The sequence below is a fragment of the Streptococcus ferus DSM 20646 genome, assembly GCF_000372425.1.
GTDB classification, from domain to species: Bacteria; Bacillota; Bacilli; order Lactobacillales; family Streptococcaceae; genus Streptococcus; species Streptococcus ferus.
In genome coordinates this window covers 502,079-522,067 of the sequence record NZ_AQVD01000001.1, presented here as the reverse complement: position 1 = coordinate 522,067, position 19,989 = coordinate 502,079, and the positions used below count along the sequence as shown (strand labels likewise).

The 19,989-nt window shown below is 41.7% G+C and carries 20 protein-coding genes; 13 read left to right on the top strand and 7 right to left on the bottom strand.

From position 1 onward, the window contains the following. Positions 1-30: 30 nt before the first annotated feature. Positions 31-942: an AraC family transcriptional regulator gene (locus tag A3GY_RS0102625; protein ID WP_018029851.1), complete on the bottom strand. Its 912-nt coding sequence runs from the start codon at positions 940-942 to the stop codon at positions 31-33. A gap of 222 nt (positions 943-1,164) precedes the next feature. On the opposite strand from A3GY_RS0102625, the gene A3GY_RS0102620 reads away from it, so the two are divergent. The 8 genes from A3GY_RS0102620 (at position 1,165) to radC (ending at position 9,952) form a co-directional block, all read left to right on the top strand. Beyond that, positions 1,165-3,414 (top strand): GBS Bsp-like repeat-containing protein, encoded by a 2,250-nt coding sequence (locus A3GY_RS0102620; RefSeq protein ID WP_018029850.1) that lies wholly within the window; start codon positions 1,165-1,167, stop codon positions 3,412-3,414. A 343-nt stretch (positions 3,415-3,757) separates the two neighbouring features. Then, positions 3,758-4,567: a Cof-type HAD-IIB family hydrolase gene (locus A3GY_RS0102615; protein ID WP_018029849.1), complete on the top strand. Its 810-nt coding sequence runs from the start codon at positions 3,758-3,760 to the stop codon at positions 4,565-4,567. Between the two features lie 35 nt (positions 4,568-4,602). Further along, on the top strand, positions 4,603-5,226 hold the full coding sequence (locus A3GY_RS0102610; protein ID WP_018029848.1) for an SGNH/GDSL hydrolase family protein: 624 nt from the start codon (positions 4,603-4,605) through the stop codon (positions 5,224-5,226). A gap of 130 nt (positions 5,227-5,356) precedes the next feature. Beyond that, positions 5,357-5,953 (top strand): histidine phosphatase family protein, encoded by a 597-nt coding sequence (locus tag A3GY_RS0102605; protein ID WP_018029847.1) that lies wholly within the window; start codon positions 5,357-5,359, stop codon positions 5,951-5,953. Between the two features lie 8 nt (positions 5,954-5,961). Beyond that, positions 5,962-6,561: a histidine phosphatase family protein gene (locus tag A3GY_RS0102600; protein ID WP_018029846.1), complete on the top strand. Its 600-nt coding sequence runs from the start codon at positions 5,962-5,964 to the stop codon at positions 6,559-6,561. A 3-nt stretch (positions 6,562-6,564) separates the two neighbouring features. Further along, on the top strand, positions 6,565-8,001 hold the full coding sequence (locus tag A3GY_RS0102595; RefSeq protein ID WP_018029845.1) for a 6-phospho-beta-glucosidase: 1,437 nt from the start codon (positions 6,565-6,567) through the stop codon (positions 7,999-8,001). A 94-nt stretch (positions 8,002-8,095) separates the two neighbouring features. After that, entirely contained in the window at positions 8,096-9,214 is a 1,119-nt protein-coding gene (locus A3GY_RS0102590; protein WP_018029844.1) for an AI-2E family transporter, read from the top strand. Positions 9,215-9,271: 57 nt separating this feature from the next. After that, positions 9,272-9,952, top strand: a complete 681-nt coding sequence (gene radC / locus A3GY_RS0102585; protein WP_018029843.1) for a RadC family protein — start codon at positions 9,272-9,274, stop codon at positions 9,950-9,952. On the opposite strand, the gene A3GY_RS0102580 is transcribed toward radC, so the two are convergent. From A3GY_RS0102580 to A3GY_RS0102560, 5 genes are all read right to left on the bottom strand, one after another. Continuing rightward, positions 9,949-10,647 carry a gamma-glutamyl-gamma-aminobutyrate hydrolase family protein gene (locus A3GY_RS0102580; RefSeq protein WP_018029842.1) on the bottom strand — a complete coding sequence of 233 codons (699 nt, stop codon included), beginning with the start codon at positions 10,645-10,647 and terminating at the stop codon, positions 9,949-9,951. The genes radC and A3GY_RS0102580 overlap by 4 nt on opposite strands. 11 nt (positions 10,648-10,658) lie before the next feature. Further along, positions 10,659-11,303 carry a redox-sensing transcriptional repressor Rex gene (locus A3GY_RS0102575; RefSeq protein ID WP_018029841.1) on the bottom strand — a complete coding sequence of 215 codons (645 nt, stop codon included), beginning with the start codon at positions 11,301-11,303 and terminating at the stop codon, positions 10,659-10,661. 131 nt (positions 11,304-11,434) lie between these two features. Then, a complete protein-coding gene (locus A3GY_RS0102570; protein WP_018029840.1) occupies positions 11,435-11,791 on the bottom strand; it encodes a DUF1831 domain-containing protein in 357 nt (118 codons plus the stop codon). Positions 11,792-11,793: 2 nt separating this feature from the next. Continuing rightward, positions 11,794-12,909 (bottom strand): cysteine desulfurase family protein, encoded by a 1,116-nt coding sequence (locus A3GY_RS0102565; RefSeq protein WP_018029839.1) that lies wholly within the window; start codon positions 12,907-12,909, stop codon positions 11,794-11,796. Positions 12,910-12,920: 11 nt separating this feature from the next. Beyond that, positions 12,921-13,895 (bottom strand): ribose-phosphate diphosphokinase, encoded by a 975-nt coding sequence (locus A3GY_RS0102560; RefSeq protein WP_018029838.1) that lies wholly within the window; start codon positions 13,893-13,895, stop codon positions 12,921-12,923. Positions 13,896-14,068: 173 nt separating this feature from the next. On the opposite strand from A3GY_RS0102560, the gene A3GY_RS0102555 reads away from it, so the two are divergent. Beyond that, positions 14,069-15,868, top strand: a complete 1,800-nt coding sequence (locus A3GY_RS0102555; protein WP_018029837.1) for a heavy metal translocating P-type ATPase — start codon at positions 14,069-14,071, stop codon at positions 15,866-15,868. Positions 15,869-15,925: 57 nt separating this feature from the next. Here the strand turns inward: A3GY_RS0102555 and A3GY_RS0102550 are convergent, their stop codons facing one another. Next, positions 15,926-16,489: a CYTH domain-containing protein gene (locus A3GY_RS0102550; protein ID WP_018029836.1), complete on the bottom strand. Its 564-nt coding sequence runs from the start codon at positions 16,487-16,489 to the stop codon at positions 15,926-15,928. Between the two features lie 100 nt (positions 16,490-16,589). Here A3GY_RS0102550 and yjbM point away from each other — a divergent pair, with 100 nt between their 5' ends. Genes yjbM through pta form a run of 4 tightly spaced genes read left to right on the top strand, consistent with a single transcriptional unit; the run spans position 16,590 to position 19,958 of the window. After that, entirely contained in the window at positions 16,590-17,255 is a 666-nt protein-coding gene (yjbM, locus tag A3GY_RS0102545) for a GTP diphosphokinase (protein WP_231871641.1), read from the top strand. After that, positions 17,230-18,063: an NAD kinase gene (locus A3GY_RS0102540; protein ID WP_018029834.1), complete on the top strand. Its 834-nt coding sequence runs from the start codon at positions 17,230-17,232 to the stop codon at positions 18,061-18,063. Before yjbM ends, A3GY_RS0102540 begins: the two co-directional genes overlap by 26 nt. Continuing rightward, a complete protein-coding gene (locus A3GY_RS0102535) occupies positions 18,060-18,950 on the top strand; it encodes an RluA family pseudouridine synthase (protein ID WP_018029833.1) in 891 nt (296 codons plus the stop codon). The genes A3GY_RS0102540 and A3GY_RS0102535 overlap by 4 nt, the downstream gene beginning before the upstream one ends. Positions 18,951-18,965: 15 nt before the next feature. Then, complete coding sequence (gene pta, locus A3GY_RS0102530) at positions 18,966-19,958, top strand: phosphate acetyltransferase (RefSeq protein WP_018029832.1); 993 nt, start codon at positions 18,966-18,968, stop codon at positions 19,956-19,958. The last annotated feature ends 31 nt before the right edge of the window (positions 19,959-19,989 follow it).

The following is a 19,989-nucleotide window of genomic DNA, read 5'->3' as shown; positions in this document are numbered from 1 at the left end:
GTAACCTGAACGGTTACTTTTTCTAATGTCTCAAGAATTAAGGGGAAATTGAGCTGTTTTTCGAAACTGTTTGCGGTAATGGCTTGGGGTAATTTTATAATAGGTCTTAAACTGCCGGTTAAAGTTAGAGAGGTTATTGAAACCCACTTCAGTTGCAATTTCAAGAATCGGTTTTATGGAATTGGCCAATAAATCACAAGCCTTGCTGAGTCTATACTGAATGATAAATTCGGTGCAGGAGGTTCCGGTATGCTGCTTAAAGACGGTCATGAAGTGTGTTTTGCTGTAGCCGATTCTTTGAGCCAGATGTTCAATGGTCAACTCCTCTTGATAGTGGTGGTGGATATAATCAATAAGTTCACGAATTTTCTCATTTTTCCGGTACATATCATCAGAATGCTTACGCATAACGTATTGGTGAAAATAGAGGAGATAGATAAATTCCTGCAATTTGGCTTTTAGCAAAAGTTCCCAATGACGTCCCTGTTTTTCATACATCTCGAAGATACTAAAAAGACAGTCCTTTATTTCCTGATAACCCGACATACCTGGTTTGATACAGGGAACCAGCTTAAATCCCGAATTTTGAAGCGGCTGCAAATAGTGAAGGCTGATTTGATCCAGCAGGGAATAACCAACCATATCTAAATGGAAGAGGAGACTTTTGGAGTGTTGGTAATGATCATCAATCGGGTGAATTGAGTGCATTCCATTTGGACGAATTAGGATAATGTCGCCACTCTGGCTGTTAAAATAATCGTAATCAATATGATATTGTGCAGTTCCTTCAACGATATAGGAAATTTCGACCTCAGGATGCCAATGAAATAAAGTATCCGGAAGACGGTTGATAATATGGGTCTCATATATCTTGTAGGGCAGTAGTTGGTTATCAAAATCAATTTTATGCTTAAAGTTTTCATCTGTCAAAAAGTCTTTCATACAAGGACCTTTCAAAATCATAGGATAGTATCATTGTAACATAAAGGCTTTTTAAAGTGAGAAAAATGCCTAATAAGAATTTTTAAGAAATCTTTTTGTTACATAAATGAAATAATACGTTGATATTTGTAACATTTAGCGTTATAATTTAAGTGTAAAAAAGAAATATTTTGCGAATAATTTAATAAAGGCTACTGCCTAGAATTAAATGAGGTGATTTTGATGAAAAAGATAAACAAAAGTTTCCTACTTTGCGCAACATTATTGGCTTCTGTGAGTATCGCTCAGGCTGTTTCGGCAGATGAAGCAGCTTCTAATCAGGCTGAAACTAGTCAACTGGTAGCAGGCCAGATATCAAGTACTGAACAAGGTGATCATCAAGTAACTGCAGCAGATCAAAACATTTCTGAAAATGAAAGACTTAATCAGCCAACGCCCAGTGCAGAAGAATCAAGCGAAGAAAATCCTTCGCAAGCATCTCCTTCCGAAATCCCTCAGCAACCGGCCGGAGATAGTACGAACGACTCAGGCACCGATAGCAAAGCAAGTGCAGAAGGAACTGAGCAGGCTGTTGCGACCTCTGTTGAAGAGGGTCAAGCCAGTGTGACCCTTTCAGCCATTGATCAAGAAAAAGGTCGTTTTGATGTTGTCGTTTCTGAAACCAATTCATCTAAGACCATTGAACACGTTGATGTTGCTATCTGGTCCCAAGAAAATGATCAAGATGACTTACGCTGGTATAGTTCTTCTCAGGTAAGAGAAGGTAAGGTGGTTCTCAACTTTGATATTGCAAACCATCATAATCAAGCTGGCCTCTACCATATTCATGCTTACACGACTTTTATGGATGGCAGCAGGCAGGGAACTAATGCCGGCAGTGTCATGATTCATCAGGCAAAACCTACGATTGCCGTGACCGCAGATGCTTTTTTGGTAGACTTCAAGCGTCCGGCTCCCGATAAAGGTCGTTATAAAGTGGCCGTTTGGTCAAAAGATAAAGAGCAGGATGATCTCATTTGGTACGATACAGACAAGGCAGGAAAACTGACAGTACCTTTCAGTCATCACTCTGGATATGGTAGTTATCTTATCCACTCTTATCTTAACATGGGAAATCGAATGATTGGGCTTGATGCCAGCCTTATAGAACGCCCAAAACCAAAAGAGATTGCAGTCAAGATTGAGGGAGATAATATCCTTGTTGATTTTGGGCATGGAGCTCCTAAGGGTGTCTCTTTAGCTGCAGCAATATGGTCTGAAAACAAGGGTCAGGATGATTTGGTCTGGTATACTGCCGATAAGACAGGTCAGATAAAGGCTCCTTTGAAAAATCATCGAGACTATGGCAACTACAATGTCCATGCTTATTTGTTCGACAGTGGCAAACCTTACGCAATCAGTGGCCGTCAGATTGAGGTCACTAAACCAAAAATGTCCAGCGTTAACATTACGAAGAAGTCTGATAGCCAGTACAGCCTTGAGATAACAGGTGTTTCCGAAACCATTCAATCGCTTCTGGTACCTATCTGGTCTGAAGAAAAAGGACAGGATGATCTCATTTGGTATCCAGCAGCTAAAAAAGGAGATGACCTTTATAAGCTGGAGCTTTCTTTAGCAAGGCATAACTATGCAACCGGTACCTATAATATCCATGTCTATGGCAAAGATTATCGCAATCAGATCGTTGGATTGGGGACAAGAACTTTAACTGTGACCTCTATCAAGGAAGTGACCAACCTTAACCAGGATAAGGGAACCTTTGATGTGATTATTTCTCAAAGAGATGATCAGCGGAAAGTCGTTTCAATAGCAGTTGCAGTATGGTCTCAAGACAAGCAGGAAAATATTTATTGGTACAAGACTGATAAGGTTAACAATGGCAGTCTGACGATTACAGCAGACATCCGAAATCATAAAAACGTCAGCGGAGATTACTATGTCCATGCTTACCTGACAGATGATAAGGGAGAAACTCATGGTTATGTCTTGCCAAGTCAGACTTTGAAAGCAGTAGCTCAAGCTCTTCCATCAAAAGCAGATATTCGATTATCCGGATTCTATAATGTGCGTCTAACAGATCAGCAGGCAGCTGCTTTGACCTATGCTTTGCCGACAGATAAGACCCTTAAAGAAGGCTACGCTGGCAATCGCTACGGTAAAGGTTATAGTCCTTGGTACGTCTACAACCGTGCTGTACAGACGGGTCATAGTATCAGTGCAAGCTTAGGAAATGCCTCTGAATGGGTGGATAGAGCTAAGGCTCAAGGTTATTCCGTTGGAACCAATCCTAGAGTTGGTTCAGCAGCTTGTTTCAGCCCAGGCGTGGCAGGAGCAAGTGCAAATGGTCAGGTCGCTTTTGTGGAACATGTTAATTCAGATGGCAGCTTCCTCATCAGCGAAATGGTTAATCAGAACGTCTTTAACTGGCGTCTTGTTACCCCGCAGTCAGGCGTTCGATTCATCTATCTGTAAAAAACGTTGCTCATTATTTGAAGATGACGACAGAAAAGAGCCAGAACAATTTTCTGGCTCTTTTTAGTAGGATAATACCAGTTCTTCAAAGGATAGTGTTGGTTCTTTGAAGGAAACTTTTATATAATTCCCCTAAACAAGAGAAATCAGCCTTGATTTTTTCTTATTTTGTTTCTAGACAGCTTGCCTTTATAATCTCCAAAGGGAAGTTGTTTTTTTGATATAATAAAACGTAAGAGAGGCGGGCAGCACATAACAGACGTAAAACTCTGATTTTGGTTTTTCATGAACCGTTTGCGATGGACAAAAAAGACATTGTCGATTGTTTAGAAAGGGGAGCGAAATGACACTTAAAGTGATTGCAACAGATATGGACGGTACTTTTTTGAAAGGTGACCGCTCTTATGATAAAGAACGCTTTACTAAGTTATTGGAACGCCTGGCTGAGCGTGATATCCGTTTTGTTGTGGCTAGTGGCAACCAGTACCGACAGCTAAGAGGTTTTTTCCCAGAATGTCACCAGAAGTTGACCTTTATCGGGGAAAATGGTGCTAACATTATTCATAGAGACATCCCCTTATTTGAAATGTTTCAGAGCAAGGAAGATCTTGAGGATATCATTGCTTTTATCGAAAAAGAGTTTCCCCATGCGATTATCTCCTTGTCAGGTCAGAAAAAATCTTATCTCAAGAAAAACCTTCCTAAGGATGTTTTTGATGCATTGAAACCGTATCTCATCAATTTAGAACAAGTAGCCAGTTTTTTGCCGCTTCCCAATGATTCTTTCTTCAAGATGACCTTAGACGTTCCTGAGGAGGAAACCTGGGAGATTATGGCAGCTCTTGAAAAACGAGACACAGGTAAGCGGATTGTTGGAACGACGAGCGGTTTTGGCTGTATTGATCTCATTTCTAAGGGAATTCATAAAGGATGGGCTCTCTCGAAGCTGCTTGATGAGTGGGGCTATACCAGCGATAATTTAATGGTTTTTGGTGATGGTGGAAATGATCTAGAGATGCTGAGCTTAGGTAACTATTCCTATGCTATGGCCAATGCGCCTCAATATGTCAAGGAGGCTGCGCGTTTTGAAGCAAAATCCAATGAAGAGGACGGCGTCCTAGAGGCGATTGAAGCTTATCTAGATGGGCATTGATGACTTAAACTAGGATCTAGGAAAGAGAGGATATCATGGCAGGTCAGAAAGAAGTGATTACCAAAGATTTAGAACGATACCAATTAGCGCGCCTGGAAGGTTTTAAGCAGGAGAATGAGAGATTTAAAAAGGGAGGGATTGTTTTTGCAGGAGATTCCATTGTGGAATTTTTTCCTCTTAAAAAATATTTAGGAAGAGAGAAGCAGTTGATAAATCGAGGGATTTCGGGAACGGATTCCAATTGGTTGCTAGCACACCTGGATGAGCAGATTCTTGCTTTGGATCCAGAAAAGATTTTCTTATTGATTGGCACCAATGATCTTGGTTTAGGCTACTCTGTTTCAGAAGTTTTCAACCGGATCGGTCAGCTTATTGGGCAGATTAGAAACAATTCGTTGACCGTTCGCATTTACCTGCTATCGGTTTTGCCAGTTAATGAAGATAATCGCTATGCCGATAAGGTTAAGATTCGCTCTAATCAGCTGATTAAATCCCTAAACGACAATTTAAAGGTTTTACCTGGAGCTGAGTTTATTGATCTCTTCCCCCATTTAGTAGATGAAGAGGGAAATCTAGCAACTTCTTTTACCACTGATGGGCTCCATTTGACTCCTGACGGCTATGCTAAGTTAGCTGAACTGCTTCACTGGGACTTATAGAGATGAAAAACAAAGGATAGTATCAGAATACCGTAAGATTTTACAAGAAGAATGGTTCTTATTATTTTACACTATAAGCAGTAATGTTAACTTGTTTATCTGTGTCATTTAAAAGAGAAAAGAGAACATGATGTCAAGAAAACTTTATATAATGCGTCATGGAGAGACGCTTTTCAATCAGCAAAAGAGAGTTCAGGGCTGGTCTGATTCCCCCTTGACAGAAGTAGGTATTCAGCAAGCAGAAGATGCTGGCCGATTTTTTAAAGAACGCCATATTTTCTTTGACAAGGCCTACTCCTCGACTCAGGAGAGAGCGACCGATACCTTGAAATTGGTTACGGATGCTCCCTACGAGCAGTTAAAGGGGCTTAAGGAAATGAATTTCGGTATTTTTGAAGCTCGAGAGGAAAATCTCCTGCCCAAGTTTCGTCCGGGTGCCAACTCTTTTGAGGACCTATTGGTTCCCTATGGTGGTGAAGATATTAATCAAGTTGGCCAGCGTGTCTATCAGACCATCCAGGAAGTGCTTGACAAAACAAAGGATGACTCGATGTTAATGGTCAGTCATGGGGCGGCGCTTTGGGGCTTAATCCTGCACCTGAAAATCACTCTGCCAGCTGACTTTCGTTTTTCTAATTGTGCTGTTTGTCAATTTGGGATTTCTCGCCAGGACTTAAGTTTGGAAGCTCTAATCAACCCTTTGACCAGAGAAGAAATCCTGTTATAGGAGGTTTTATGGTGAAAACACTTTATTTGATGCGTCATGGACGAACTCGTTTCAATGAGCAAAAGCGTATCCAAGGAGCCTGTGATTCCCCCTTAACAGACGAAGGGATTTCTCAGGCCAAAGCGGCGGCTGCCTATTTTGAAGCCCATCAGCTTGTTTTTGATGAGGTGTATTCATCGACTCAGGAGAGGGCCTGTGATACAGCGGAGCTAGCAAGCGGTCGAACAGATTATATTCGGCTGAAAGGATTGAAAGAGCAAGATTTCGGAGCCTTTGAAGGACAGCAGGAATACCTAAATCCCCCTCTCCAAGGTGATATTGGTTACGGTCATTATTTTGTCACTTACGGGGGAGAGTCTTATATGGATGTTCGCCTGCGAATGGATCAGACGATTAGAGGTGTGCTTGATCAAACAAAGGCGGAGACAATCTTAATGGTCAGTCATGGAGCTGCTATGGCACAATTTTCACGCCATGTCATAGAGAATTTCCCCAAAGTCCGCATGACGAACTGTGGGATTCTAAAGTTCAATTACGATGGTACCGATTTTGATCTGCTTGCTGTTATCGATCCCTTAAATCATAAAATCATTTATCAAAAGGAGTAAAAAATGAGTCAATTAAAAGCATTTCCAAAAGGATTTTTGTGGGGCGGTGCAACAGCTGCCAATCAATGCGAAGGGGCCTACGATGCCGACGGACGGGGTCTGGCTAACGTTGACGTTGTGCCCATCGGTGAGGATCGTGAAGCGATTATCACTGGTAAGAAAAAAATGTTTGATTTTGAAGAAGGGTATTTCTACCCTGCTAAAAAATCGATTGATATGTACCATCATTTCAAGGAAGATATTGCCCTTTTTGGCGAAATGGGTTTTAAAACCTATCGCCTCTCCATTGGATGGACGCGTATTTTCCCTAAAGGAGATGAGCTTGAACCCAATGAGGCTGGTCTGCAATTCTATGAAGACCTCTTTAAAGAATGCCATAAGCATGGGATAGAACCTCTGGTTACGATTACCCATTTTGATTGTCCGATGCATTTGATTAAAGAATACGGCGGCTGGCGCAATCGGAAAATGTTGGTATTTTACGAGCGTCTTTGCAGAACGTTATTCACCCGTTTCAAAGGTTTGGTCAAGTACTGGCTGACTTTTAATGAAATCAATATGATTCTGCATGCGCCATTCATGGGAGCAGGCCTCTACTTTGAGGCAGGTGAAAATCAAGATTTGGTCAAATACCAAGCAGCCCATCATGAATTAGTGGCCTCTGCCATTGCAACTAAGCTGGCCCATGAGATTGATCCTGAAAACAAGGTGGGCTGTATGCTGGCTGCTGGACAATACTATCCAAACACCTGTCATCCTCGTGATGTTTGGGAAGGTTTGCAAGAGGACCGCGAAAACTATTTCTTCATTGATGTCCAATCTCGTGGTGAGTATCCTAATTACGCCAAGAAGAAGTGGGAGAAATTAGGGCTTGAACTGGAAATGACAGAAGAAGACCTGACTCTTCTTAAAAAACATACCGTAGATTTTATTTCCTTCTCTTATTACTCTAGCCGAGTGGCTTCTGGTGAACCAGATGTTAAAGATAAGACCCAAGGTAATATCTTCGCCTCTATTAAAAACCCTTATTTGGACGCTTCTGAGTGGGGTTGGCAGATTGATCCTCTGGGCCTTCGTATTACTCTCAATACCATTTGGGATCGTTACCAGAAACCTATGTTTATCGTCGAAAATGGTTTGGGCGCTGTAGATCAACCAGATGAGAATGGCTATGTGGAAGATGATTATCGAATTGACTATCTGAGAGAACATATCAAAGCCATGAATGATGCCATCAATATTGACGGTGTCGACTTGATGGGCTATACGACCTGGGGCTGTATTGATTTAGTATCAGCAGGTACCGGGGAGATGAAGAAGCGCTACGGATTTATCTATGTGGATCGTGATAATCAAGGAAATGGAACACTTAGACGTTCCAAGAAGAAATCCTTTGACTGGTATAAACGTGTGATTGCCAGCAACGGAACAGAACTTTAGTAGAAAAACCAATTCGTTAGAATTGGTTTTTTTAGGCATTTCAGTTTCTAAAAGCCTCTTTTTTAGTGTATAATAGAGCTTTGAAGGAGATCTCATGAAACTCAATAAGCAATATATTATCTATCCTGTCCTTATTTTTGCCTTGTGTCTGGCCATTCAGAAAAACTGGTCCGCTGCCAGTCAGCTAGTATCAACGGTATTGACCGCTTCAAAGCCTTTTCTGATGGGGGCTGCCCTTGCCTATATCATTAATATTGTCATGGGAGCTTACGAGACTCTCTATACGAAATTGGTAAAAATACCCCAGCTTTTAAAAATCAAGCGCCCTCTGTCTATGATTTTAGCCTATGCAACCTTTGGCGCTGTTCTAGTCTTGATTTTTAATATTGTATTGCCAGACCTAATCGCCAGTTTAAAATCGCTTTTATCAATCAATCCGAATGATATCAAGAAAGTTATCAGTCAGCTTCAGCATAATAAACTCATTTCAAAATGGCTGGCTCAAATCGGTTCTGAAGCAGAAATAAGCAACCTTATTTCAAAATATAGTCAGCAGATTCTAAGTCAAGTGTTATCGGTCTTCAATAATCTCTTGCTTTCGGTAACCTCCATTGCCTCAGCGGTAGTGTCAGTATTTGTCAGCCTGATTTTTTCAATTTATGTCTTAGTCAGCAAAGAAAAATTGGGTGCCCAGTTCAAGACACTTGTAGACACCTATCTATCGCCATTTGCTCATAACATTCATTATGTCCAGGCGATTTTGCATGAACGTTTTCACGGTTTCTTTGTCGGACAGACGATTGAGGCCATCATTTTAGGAAGTTTATCTGCCATAGGAATGACACTTTTGGGACTTCCTTATGCAGCCACTATCGGCGTTCTAATTGCCTTTACAGCCCTAATTCCAGTTGTAGGTGCCTATATCGGTGTCACTATTGGGGCCATTCTGATTTTGACCCAGTCTTTATCGCAGGCTCTGATTTTTGTCATCTTTTTGGTTGTCTTACAACAATTTGAAGGGAATCTCATCTATCCACGAGTAGTTGGTGGTTCTATTGGCTTGCCATCCATGTGGGTCCTTTTGGTGATTACCATCGGGGCTTCTCTGGGAGGAGTGCTGGGAATGCTGATTGCGGTACCTCTATCGGCCAGTCTTTACCAAATGCTAAAAGATCATGTTCGTAAAAAACAAAGTCAAAAACAAGGCTCTTAGCCTTGTTTTTTAGTTTAAATCCTCTTTAAATACGAATAAGTGGAGTGGAGGTGGTTTATGTATACAATCAATTTTAGCCAAGAGGCTCTTCTACCGCGTGAGCGCCTAGTCAGCCAAGGGGCTGAAAAACTCAGTAATCAGGAGCTATTGGCCATCCTTTTACGAACAGGTACCAAAAAGGAAAATGTTCTGAAACTCGCCCAATCTATCTTAGGTACCCTGGATAACATCGCCGACTTGCGTCAGCTTTCTTTGTCAGAGCTACAAAAGATTAGGGGGATTGGGAAGGTGAAATCCATTGAAATCAAGGCGATGTTGGAATTAGCCAGACGCATCAATCAGGCAGAGTATATTAAGCAGGAGAGGATCCTAAGCAGTGAGCGTTTAGCCAGAATGATGATGGCTGAGCTTTCTGAGAAGAAACAGGAGCACCTTGTTGCGATTTACTTGGATACACAAAACCGTATTATTAGAAAGCAAACCATCTTCATCGGCAGTGTCAGGAGATCGGTAGCAGAACCAAGGGAGATTTTACACTATGCGTGTAAGTATATGGCAACCTCCCTGATTGTTGTGCATAATCATCCATCTGGAACAAGCCATCCAAGCCCTAATGACTTGCACTTTACGGAAAAAATAAAACGATCATGTGATGACCTTGGTATTGTTTTCTTGGATCACATCATCGTTGGTAAAAAAGAGTATTATAGTTTTCGCGAGGAGACGGATTTGCTTTAAAAGTCATTGACGATGTAGTCAAAGAGTTTTTGATCTTCTGGCCGTTTCTCTCGAAGAAGTTCAGGATGCCATTGAACGCCGAGGTAGCGGAGGTCTTTCTTTACGGAAAGAACCGCTTCAATAGTATCATCACGAGGATCTCTTGCAATAATTTCAAGACCATCTGCAAGGCGTTTAATACTTTGGTGGTGGAAAGAGTTAATCTTAGTGGCAGTACCGTAAATACCTGCCAAATCAGTCCCAGGAGTAATAACCATATCTTGACTTAGATAATCGGTTGGAGCATCCTGCCAATGATTCTCAATATCTTGATTTAGGCTGCCTCCCAGAGCAATATTCATCAGTTGTGTCCCGCGACAAACGGAAAAAATGGGTTTGTTTTGTTTAATGGCTTCCTCAACAAGGGCAAACTCAAACAGGTCGCGTTCTAAGAAGAAATCATCGTCAGAAGTATCCTTTTCTTCGCCATAGAAGACAGGATCCACATTTTGACCGCCAGTTAAAATAAGTTTATCAATCATGCCGACATAACTGGCGACAACTTGTGTATCAGAACTAACTGGAATAATCAATGGAAGCCCTCCGGCTTCCTGGACGCCTTTGACATAGCCGGTTGGTGTATAGGACCATAAAATATCTGGAAATTTAGCGTGTGGCCTTTCGTTTCCCGAAATTCCTATCACAGGTTTTGCCATAAGGTCTCCTTTTATTTTTTCTCTTGATTCATAAAGTAAAGCAGAGTTTGCAGTTCACTGGTTAAATCAACGTATTGAGCAACGATGCCTTTAGGGAGGGACAGATGTCTAGGTGAAAAACTCAAAATGCCTTTGATACCAGCCTCTACCAGACGATCTGTCACTTCCTGAGCAGCGTTACTGGGAACAGTTAAAATAGCCGTTTGGATATCAGTCCCTTGGATTTTAGCTTTAATGTCAGAAATGCCATAAACTGGAATACCGTCTACCGTTTTGCTGCCGACCAACTCATTGTCATCCGTATCGAAAGCCATGGCAATCCGCATTTTATTCCGTTCGTGAAAACGATAATGCAAGAGGGCACGTCCGATATTTCCCACACCGACAAGCAGCACATTTGTTGTTGACGTATCATTTAGAATATCTGCAAAGAAGTTCATCAGCTTATTGACATCATAACCAAAGCCACGTCGTCCAAGTTCTCCAAAATAGGAGAAGTCCCTGCGAACTGTTGCGGAGTCAATCCCAATCGCATCTGCAATTTGTTTAGAACTGGCTTTTTCAATTTTTTCAGCATTAAAACGTTTGAATATGCGATAGTAGAGAGACAGCCGTTTTGCTGTCGCTTTTGGAATAGATTTATTTAGTGAAGCCATACTTTTCTCCTTCAGTGTCTAGATACTATTGTAAGAAAAGTTTGTGAAAAAAGCAACAACTTTTGCTTGGAAGTTCTTTAAACTAAAAACACTGCTCTCTGATAAAACACTTTGTCAGAGAACAGTATTTTCTATGCCTTTACATTATCCGATTTTTCAAAAATGTCACGTTCTACGAGACTATCCATGAGGAAGTAAAATTTTTCCTGCAGGATTTGGTGTTCCTCTTTGTTGAAAATATTGACAGGGCGAAGACCGGACAGATCTGTAATACTAAGTTTAAAACCAGTCAGTTCTTTGTTGATAATGATTTTTAGAGGAAAACCATTCCCGCTGTTTGGAACTTTTTCCAGAAGACGGTTAAGTTCATAATTGCCAAGCCGATTTTGGTTAAAGGTTGTATCACGCAGTGTGTATTTTTTAATTTTGGGGCTGATGGCATAGCTGTATTTGCAATCTGGGAGTGTGATTTTTGTTTCAAAAGCCATTTTTAATGTCCTACAATTTCTATTAGTTTTTTGCTTAGAAGAGTGACCTCTTCGATAGTATTATTTTCAGAGAAGCTGATTCGGATGGATTCCTTTAGGCGGTGGGAGTCCTGTCCGAAGGTTGCTTCTAAGACGTGGCTGGGAGCAACTGTCCCTGCTGTACAGGCAGACCCCGTTGAGACGGCAAAGCCTGCTAAATCAAGCTGTGTCAAGAGGGTCTCTTTATTTCGCTTGGGAAATCCCAAGTTGACAACATAAGGGAAGGCAGAAGGAGCAGAGTTTAAGTAAAAGTCGCAATCCTTAAGACCGTCTAGCAAAGTTTTCCGAAGCCTGTCTACATGCTCCAGGTTCTCCTTTTGCCGCTCCTGGCTGTCAATCAGTGCCTGACCGAGTCCAACGATACCTGTTAAATTTTCTGTGCTAGCCCGCCTCTTGTCTTCTTGTTCACCACCGTGCAACAGCGAATCAAAATGCAGGGATTCCGCGAAGAGAAATCCGATACCTTTGGGGCCGTGAAATTTATGGGCAGATCCAGATAGAAAATCGATATTCAGTTCTTTTGGATGAACAGGGATTTTCCCCAAGGCTTGCACGGCATCTACGTGAAGTACTGCTTGATGCTGTGCCACGATTTGACCGATTTCTTTTATAGGAAGAAGATCACCTGTCTCATTATTGGCATACATGACAGAGACTAAAATGGTATCTTCTCGGAGAGCATCTTGGATTTGTTTAGCAGTGATCCGGCCATTGACTGGTTTCAGGTAGGTAACATCAAAGCCAAATCTTTCTTCCAGATAGGACATGGTATGTAAGACGGAATGGTGCTCAATAGCAGTGGTAATCAGATGGTTCCCTTTAGACTGATTCGCCAGGGCATAACCCTTGATGGCTGTGTTATTGCTCTCTGTGCCACCGGAGGTAAAGATAATTTCTCTGCTGTTGACGTGTAAGATGTCAGCTACTTTTTGACGAGCCTCTCGGAGCAGCTTGCTGGCTTCTCGGCCATAAGCATGAGTACTGGAGGGATTGCCAAAAGTAGAGGTCATGACATCAGTCATGGCCTCAATAACGGTTGGTGATAAAGCTGTCGTTGCTGCATTATCAAAATAAATCAAATTATAAGCCTCTAATTTTCCTTGTGGTTGTAAGCGAAGAGAGGACTGATGGGACGTTTTTCGTGAATACGAATAATGGCATCAGCAATCAATTCACTTGCTGAAATGTAATGGAGCATTTGCGGGAGTTTTTCTTTTGTCAGCACAGAATCTGTAATCAAAATTTCTTTAATCGGTGCTGTTTCCAAAATATCAGCAGCACCTCCAGCAAAGAGACCATGACTGGCAACGGCGTAAATTTCAGTAGCTCCCTCGCGTTCTAAAATCTTAGCCCCTTCTGCAAATGTTTTTCCGGTATTTAAAATGTCATCAATCAAAATGGCTTTTTTGCCTTCAACATCTCCGATGATGTAGCCTTCTTCTCTGCTGGAGTCGTCCTGCTGGGCATAGTCAATAATGGCAATAGGGGCATCTAAGTACTCGGCCAGGCTACGGGCACGTTTAATGCCTGAATTCTTAGGACTGACAACGACAACATCATCACCCGTCAGTCCTTTGGCGATGTAATGTTTGGCAAAGAGTGGAACCGTGAAGAGGTTATCTACTGGAATGTCAAAGAAACCTTGGACCTGAACGGTATGTAAATCAAGTGTCAGGACGCGGTCAACACCTGCCTTGACCAGCATATTAGCGACCAGTTTAGCTGTAATAGGCTCACGTGCTGCTGCAATTCGGTCCTGACGTGAATAACCAAAGTAGGGAATAACAACATTAACGCTTCGGGCACTTGCACGTTTACAAGCATCAACCATAATCAGAAGCTCCCAAAGATGGTCATTTACCGGAAAGTTTGTAGACTGAATGATATAAATATCTCTGCCACGGACACTCTCCTCTATGTTAATCATAATTTCACCATCTGAGAATTGACGCGAAGAAAGTTTACCTAGGGGAATACCTGCGGTTTTAGCAATTTTCTCGGCAATTTCTGTGTTGGAGGTCAGAGAAAATAATTTTATTTGTTTGTCAGGGTAGGTATCTAACATGCTTGACAAGTGCTCCTTTTGTATTAGTCTGACATCATTTTATCAAAAATATAAGTTTTTTTCATCTTTTATCATAAAAAAGAGAGGCAAAAGACTTGCCTTTTCCTTTTTTATTTAGTATCATTCTAATTAAGAAAAATAATTTAGAATAGTTCTAAATAAAAGAGGATTATATGACTAATTTTAAAAAATTTGTATTGACCTTATCAATTGGTTTCATTGCTTTAATGAGTGAATTTGTCTTTCATCAGCCAAGACTCAGTTTCTTGGTCGTAGCCCTAGCTGGGGGTGTTGTAACCTTCAGTATGCTACTGGGGATGATCGAAACGATTAAAGAAGGAAAGTACGGAGTAGACATTCTTGCAGTCACAGCTATTGTAGCGACCTTGGCTGTTGGTGATTACTGGGCCAGCCTGATGATCTTAATCATGCTGACAGGCGGAGACAGTCTGGAAGATTTTGCCAGTCGTCAGGCCAGTAAGGAATTAAGGAGTCTTCTTGATAATTCTCCTCAAATTGCGCACCGAATAACGGAAGCAGGAATGGAAGATATCAAGGTTGATCAAGCTGAGATTGGAGATCTTATCTTAGTCAAACCAGGAGAAACAGTACCGGTTGATGGCGACATTGTTAAGGGAATCTCCAGCTTTGACGAATCGTCCCTGACAGGTGAATCTGTTCCGGTTGAAAAAACAGTCGGCGATGAGGTTTTATCAGGATCTGTCAATGGCGATCAGTCTATTCAATTTAAAGTTAGCAAATTAGCTAAGGACAGTCAGTATCAGCTTTTGGTGAAACTGGTTAAACAGTCCGAGGAAGAACCAGCCCAGTTCGTTCGTATGGCTGACCGATATGCTGTTCCCTTTACAATTGCGGCTTATGTAATTGGTGGCTTAGCATGGTTCTTTACCAAAGATCCTGTACGCTTTGCACAGGTTTTGGTCGTTGCTTCGCCCTGTCCCTTAATTTTGGCAGCCCCAGTTGCCTTGGTAGCGGGAATGAGTCGTTCCAGTAAGAACGGGATTGTCGTTAAGACAGGGACAACCTTTGAAAAATTAGAAAAAGCCAAATCCATTGCTTTTGATAAAACAGGTACCATTACTCAAGGGAAGTTGCATGTTGATCAAGTCGTTCCTTATGGCGATATCAGCAGAGAAGAATTTTTAGCCTTAGCTGCCAGTTTAGAACAGGAATCTTCTCATATCCTTGCCCGTTCCTTAGTCGCGTATGCGAAAGAGGAGCAAATTAGCCTAAGGGAAGTTGACCAAGCGAAAGAAATAACTGCCCAGGGAATTGAAGGATTGGTCGGCGGACGCCACATTTATGCTGGGAAAGCAAGAGAAGACCTACACATTCCAGAAGGGTATGTTTCTCAGCAAACATCGGTTTATGTCAGCGCAGATGGTGATTTTATCGGCTATATTTCTTTTAAGGATACGGTTCGTGATGAGGCCCCTGCGACAGTGGCTGAACTGAGAAAACTTGGTCTGGAACATATTGTCATGCTGACAGGGGATAAGGCCTCCATTGCTGAAGAAGTTGCCGCAGAGGTAGGGATTAAAGAAGTGGTGGCAGACTGTCTGCCACAAGATAAAATCAATCGCCTAAAAGAAACTGCGAGTCAAGAGCGGCCGATTATCATGGTTGGAGATGGTGTTAATGATGCCCCGGCTCTTGTGACAGCTGATGTTGGGATAGCTATGGGGGCACACGGTTCAACAACAGCAAGTGAAAGTGCCGATGCTGTTATCTTGAAAGACGATTTGAGTAAAGTCGCTATGGCTGTTAAAATTTCCAAAGATACGATGACAGTTGCTAGAGAGTCTGTCTTAATCGGTCTCTTCATCTGTTTATTCTTAATGCTGGTTGCAAGTACGGGCATTATTCCGACTTTGATTGGGGCTATGTTGCAAGAAGTTGTTGATACAGTCTCTATTCTTTCAGCCTTGCGGGCACGAAGCAATCGACCTTAAAAAACGTTTAATAACTCAAAATAAAGAGGCGGGAACTGTTATTCCTGCCTCTTATTCTTATTTTGCTAAAGTAGCGCTAAAGCGAGCAACTTTACTTTTAGCATATTTAAATTTGATTTGATTGGCCTGTAAAAAGGCTTCAAAATCAGCCTTACCTTTCTGAGCCTCTGTTACCTCAAGTTCCAATTCGTAGTCTTTCCTGCCAGCGTATGTATTGCAGTCAAGTGCCATTAGTCCGATTTTGGTCGGAATTTCTCGACGAACGGTTGTTAAATGGCCTAAAAGATTCAGATTTTCAATAGGAATGTGCTGAGAAATGATGCTTTTAATCTCTCCATCGGGAAATTGGAGGCTATCAATAGTGCTTGCAGCTGTTCCCAAAGAAAGTGCTTGGTTATACTCCAGATTTCCGACATCTTGAGGAATTTTTAAAGTCAGTTCAGCCCGATCAGAATAGGTTCGGATGCGTAGAGACATTTTATGGCCTTTTAAAGCAAAGTCTTCAGTATCAAAATAATAATTGGTCTGGCTGACAGGCTCAACATGAAGCAGCTGTTTTTCTATTTTTTGAAACTCTTCTTGACTTAAAAGAGTCTTGTATTCAATTTCATGGTGGGTCATTCTTGTTTTCCTTTGACAGGCTTAATGTGTTATAATAATGAAGTTAGTAATATTCTATAAAAAAGTCAGGCATTTGACAAGAAAGGCGTGTATCGTGGCAATAGATTGGGAAGAATTTCTTGATCCTTATATCCAAACGGTTGGCGAACTAAAGATTAAATTTAGAGGTATCCGGAAACAATTTCGAAAGCAAAAGCGACACTCTCCTATTGAGTTTGTGACTGGGCGGGTTAAGCCTGTTGAAAGCATCAAAGAAAAAATGCTGCTGCGTTCTATTGACGAAGAGCATCTTGCACAGGATATGCAGGATATTGCCGGGATTCGGATTATGGTTCAGTTTGTTGATGATGTGGACGAGGTCCTAGAGCTTTTGCGGCAGCGCAAGGATATGCAGGTGGTGCAGGAACGCGACTATATTCACAACATGAAAAGCAGCGGTTACCGTTCTTATCACGTGATTGTTGAGTATCCAGTGGATACGATTGATGGTCAAAAAAGAGTTTTGGCAGAGATACAAATCAGAACCCTAGCTATGAATTTTTGGGCAACGATTGAGCATTCTTTAAATTATAAGTATCATGGTGATTTTCCCGAAGAAATCAAGCAACGCTTGGAAATTACAGCTAAGATTGCTTATCAGCTGGACGAGGAGATGCGGCAAATTCGTGATGACATCAAAGAAGCGCAGATTTTATTTGATGTGGAGAAAAGAAAGTTAAATGATGGTGTAGGAAATAGCGATGACACAGATGAATTTTACCGATAAGACCAAGGTTGCCATTATTGCCAACGGGAAATATCAAAGTAAGCGGGTCGCAGCTAAACTATTTGCTGTTTTACGTGACGATGACGCTTTTTACCTGACGAAAAAAAATCCAGATATTGTCATTACTATCGGCGGAGACGGGATGCTATTGTCTGCTTTCCATATGTATGATAAATACTTGGACAGTGTTCGTTTTGTTGGTGTCCATACAGGGCATCTCGGTTTTTACACGGACTATCGTGATTTTGAGGTAGATGAGCTCCTGAACATTTTGAGATCTGACAAAGGGGAGAAGATTGCCTATCCGATTCTAAAAGTGACAACAACATTGGAGGATGGCCGTCAGTTCACTTCCAAGGCTCTAAATGAAGCAACTATTAAACGTATTGAAAAAACCATGGTTGCAGATGTTGTCATTAACAAGGTTCAGTTTGAACGTTTTCGCGGGGATGGTATCTCCGTATCAACGCCAACAGGAAGTACGGCTTATAATAAGTCCTTAGGTGGTGCTATTCTGCACCCAACCATTGAGGCCCTCCAGCTGACTGAAATTTCCAGTCTAAATAACCGTGTCTTCAGAACGATTGGCAGCTCAATCATTATTCCTAAAAAAGATAAGATTGAGATTATTCCTAAACGTCAGGGCACCTATTTTCTGTCTGTTGACAATAAAACTTATACCCACCGTAATGTGGCCAAGATTGAATATGAAATTGACAAAAAGAAGATTAATTTCGTAGCGACCCCCAGTCATACAAGTTTTTGGGCGCGGGTCAAGGATGCCTTTATCGGAGAATTTGACTCATGAGATTTGATTTTCTTGCAGATAGAGAAGTCAAGGTCAAGACGCTTTTGAAAAGCCATGATGTCTCCAAGGCCTTGCTTGCTAAGGTCAAGTTTAAAGGTGGGAAAATTCTTGTTAATGGGAAAGAGGAAAATGCTGTTTATCTTTTAAATGCTGGCGATCAAGTCAGCATTGATATTCCGCCTGAATTACCGCATGAAAGTTTAAGACCAGTTGATCATCCTCTGGCTATTGTCTATGAAGATGATCATTTTTTAGTTCTTGATAAACCTGCTGGTTTTGCCAGCATTCCCAGTATTCTCCATTCCAATACCATGGCTAATTTCGTCAAACATTACTATGTGGCAAACCATTACCCTAATCAGCAGATTCATATTGTTACTAGACTTGATAAGGATACCAGCGGTCTAATGCTCTTTGCAAAGCATGGGTATGCCCACGCTCGCTTAGACAAGCAGCTGCAGGCTAAAACCCTTGAGAAACGCTATTATGCTTTAGTCGCCGGTCAGGGAAATTTGCCAGAAAAAGGGGATATTATCGCCCCCATAGCTCGTGATGACCAGAGTATCATTACGCGCCGTGTTCATCCATCAGGAAAGTACGCTCATACCTCTTATCAGGTAATCGCACAGTATGGCGAGGTTAGGTTGGTCGATATTAAACTCCATACCGGAAGGACCCATCAGATTCGTGTCCATTTTGCCCATATCGGTTTTCCTCTTCTGGGAGATGACCTATACGGAGGAAGCATGACATACGGCATCAGCCGGCAGGCTCTGCATTGTCATTCTTTGAAGTTTTTTAATCCGTTTTCAAAAGAACACAGAGAGTACACAAGTTCCTTGACAGATGACTTTGAGAGCGTTATCATAGGATTATCACAAAATTAGATAGAAGGTTTTTAAATGGGAATCAGATCGTTATTCGGTAGTTTGAGAGAAAAAATTGTTGGCAAAAACATCAAAATTGTTTTTCCGGAAGGTAATGACGAACGTGTTGTTCGTGCGGCGGCCCGTCTTAAATTCGAAGGGCTGGTAGAGCCAATTATTCTAGGGAATCCTGATGATGTTCGCAAATTACTCTCTGAGTTAGGTTTTGCTGATCCCCACTATACCATTATCAACCCCGATGATTATGCTGAATTCGAGGAAATGAAACAAGCATTTGTGGATATTCGAAAGGGCAAAGCGAGCATCGAAGATGCTGATAAGATTTTACGTGACGTCAATTACTTTGGTGTGATGTTGGTGAAGCTAGGTCTGGCAGATGGTATGGTATCTGGCGCTATCCACTCAACAGCTGACACCGTTCGTCCAGCCTTGCAGATTATCAAGACGAAACCAGGTATTTCAAGGACATCAGGTGTCTTCCTGATGAATCGTGAAAATACAGAAGAGCGTCTGATTTTTGCGGACTGTGCCATCAATATTGATCCAAATGCTCAGGAACTTGCCGAAATTGCTGTTAATACAGCAGAAACAGCTCATATTTTTGATATCGACCCTAAAATTGCTCTCCTCAGCTTTTCTACTAAGGGAAGTGCTAAATCCCCTCAGGTGGACAAGGTTCAAGAAGCGACAAGAATCGCTCAGGAACTTCACCCAGAATTGGCCTTAGACGGAGAATTGCAGTTTGACGCTGCCTTTGTTCCCAATACTGCCAAAATTAAGGCACCTGACAGCCAAGTTGCTGGTCAGGCCAATGTCTTTATCTTCCCGGATCTTCAATCAGGCAATATCGGTTACAAAATCGCCCAACGTTTGGGAATGTTTGATGCCATTGGCCCTATTTTGCAGGGGTTAAATATGCCAGTGAATGACCTATCACGCGGGTCAAGTGCTGAAGATATCTACAAACTTGCGATTATTACAGCTGCTCAGGCCGTAGACAATCAATAATAAAAACACCCTGACCAATCTTGTAAAGAGG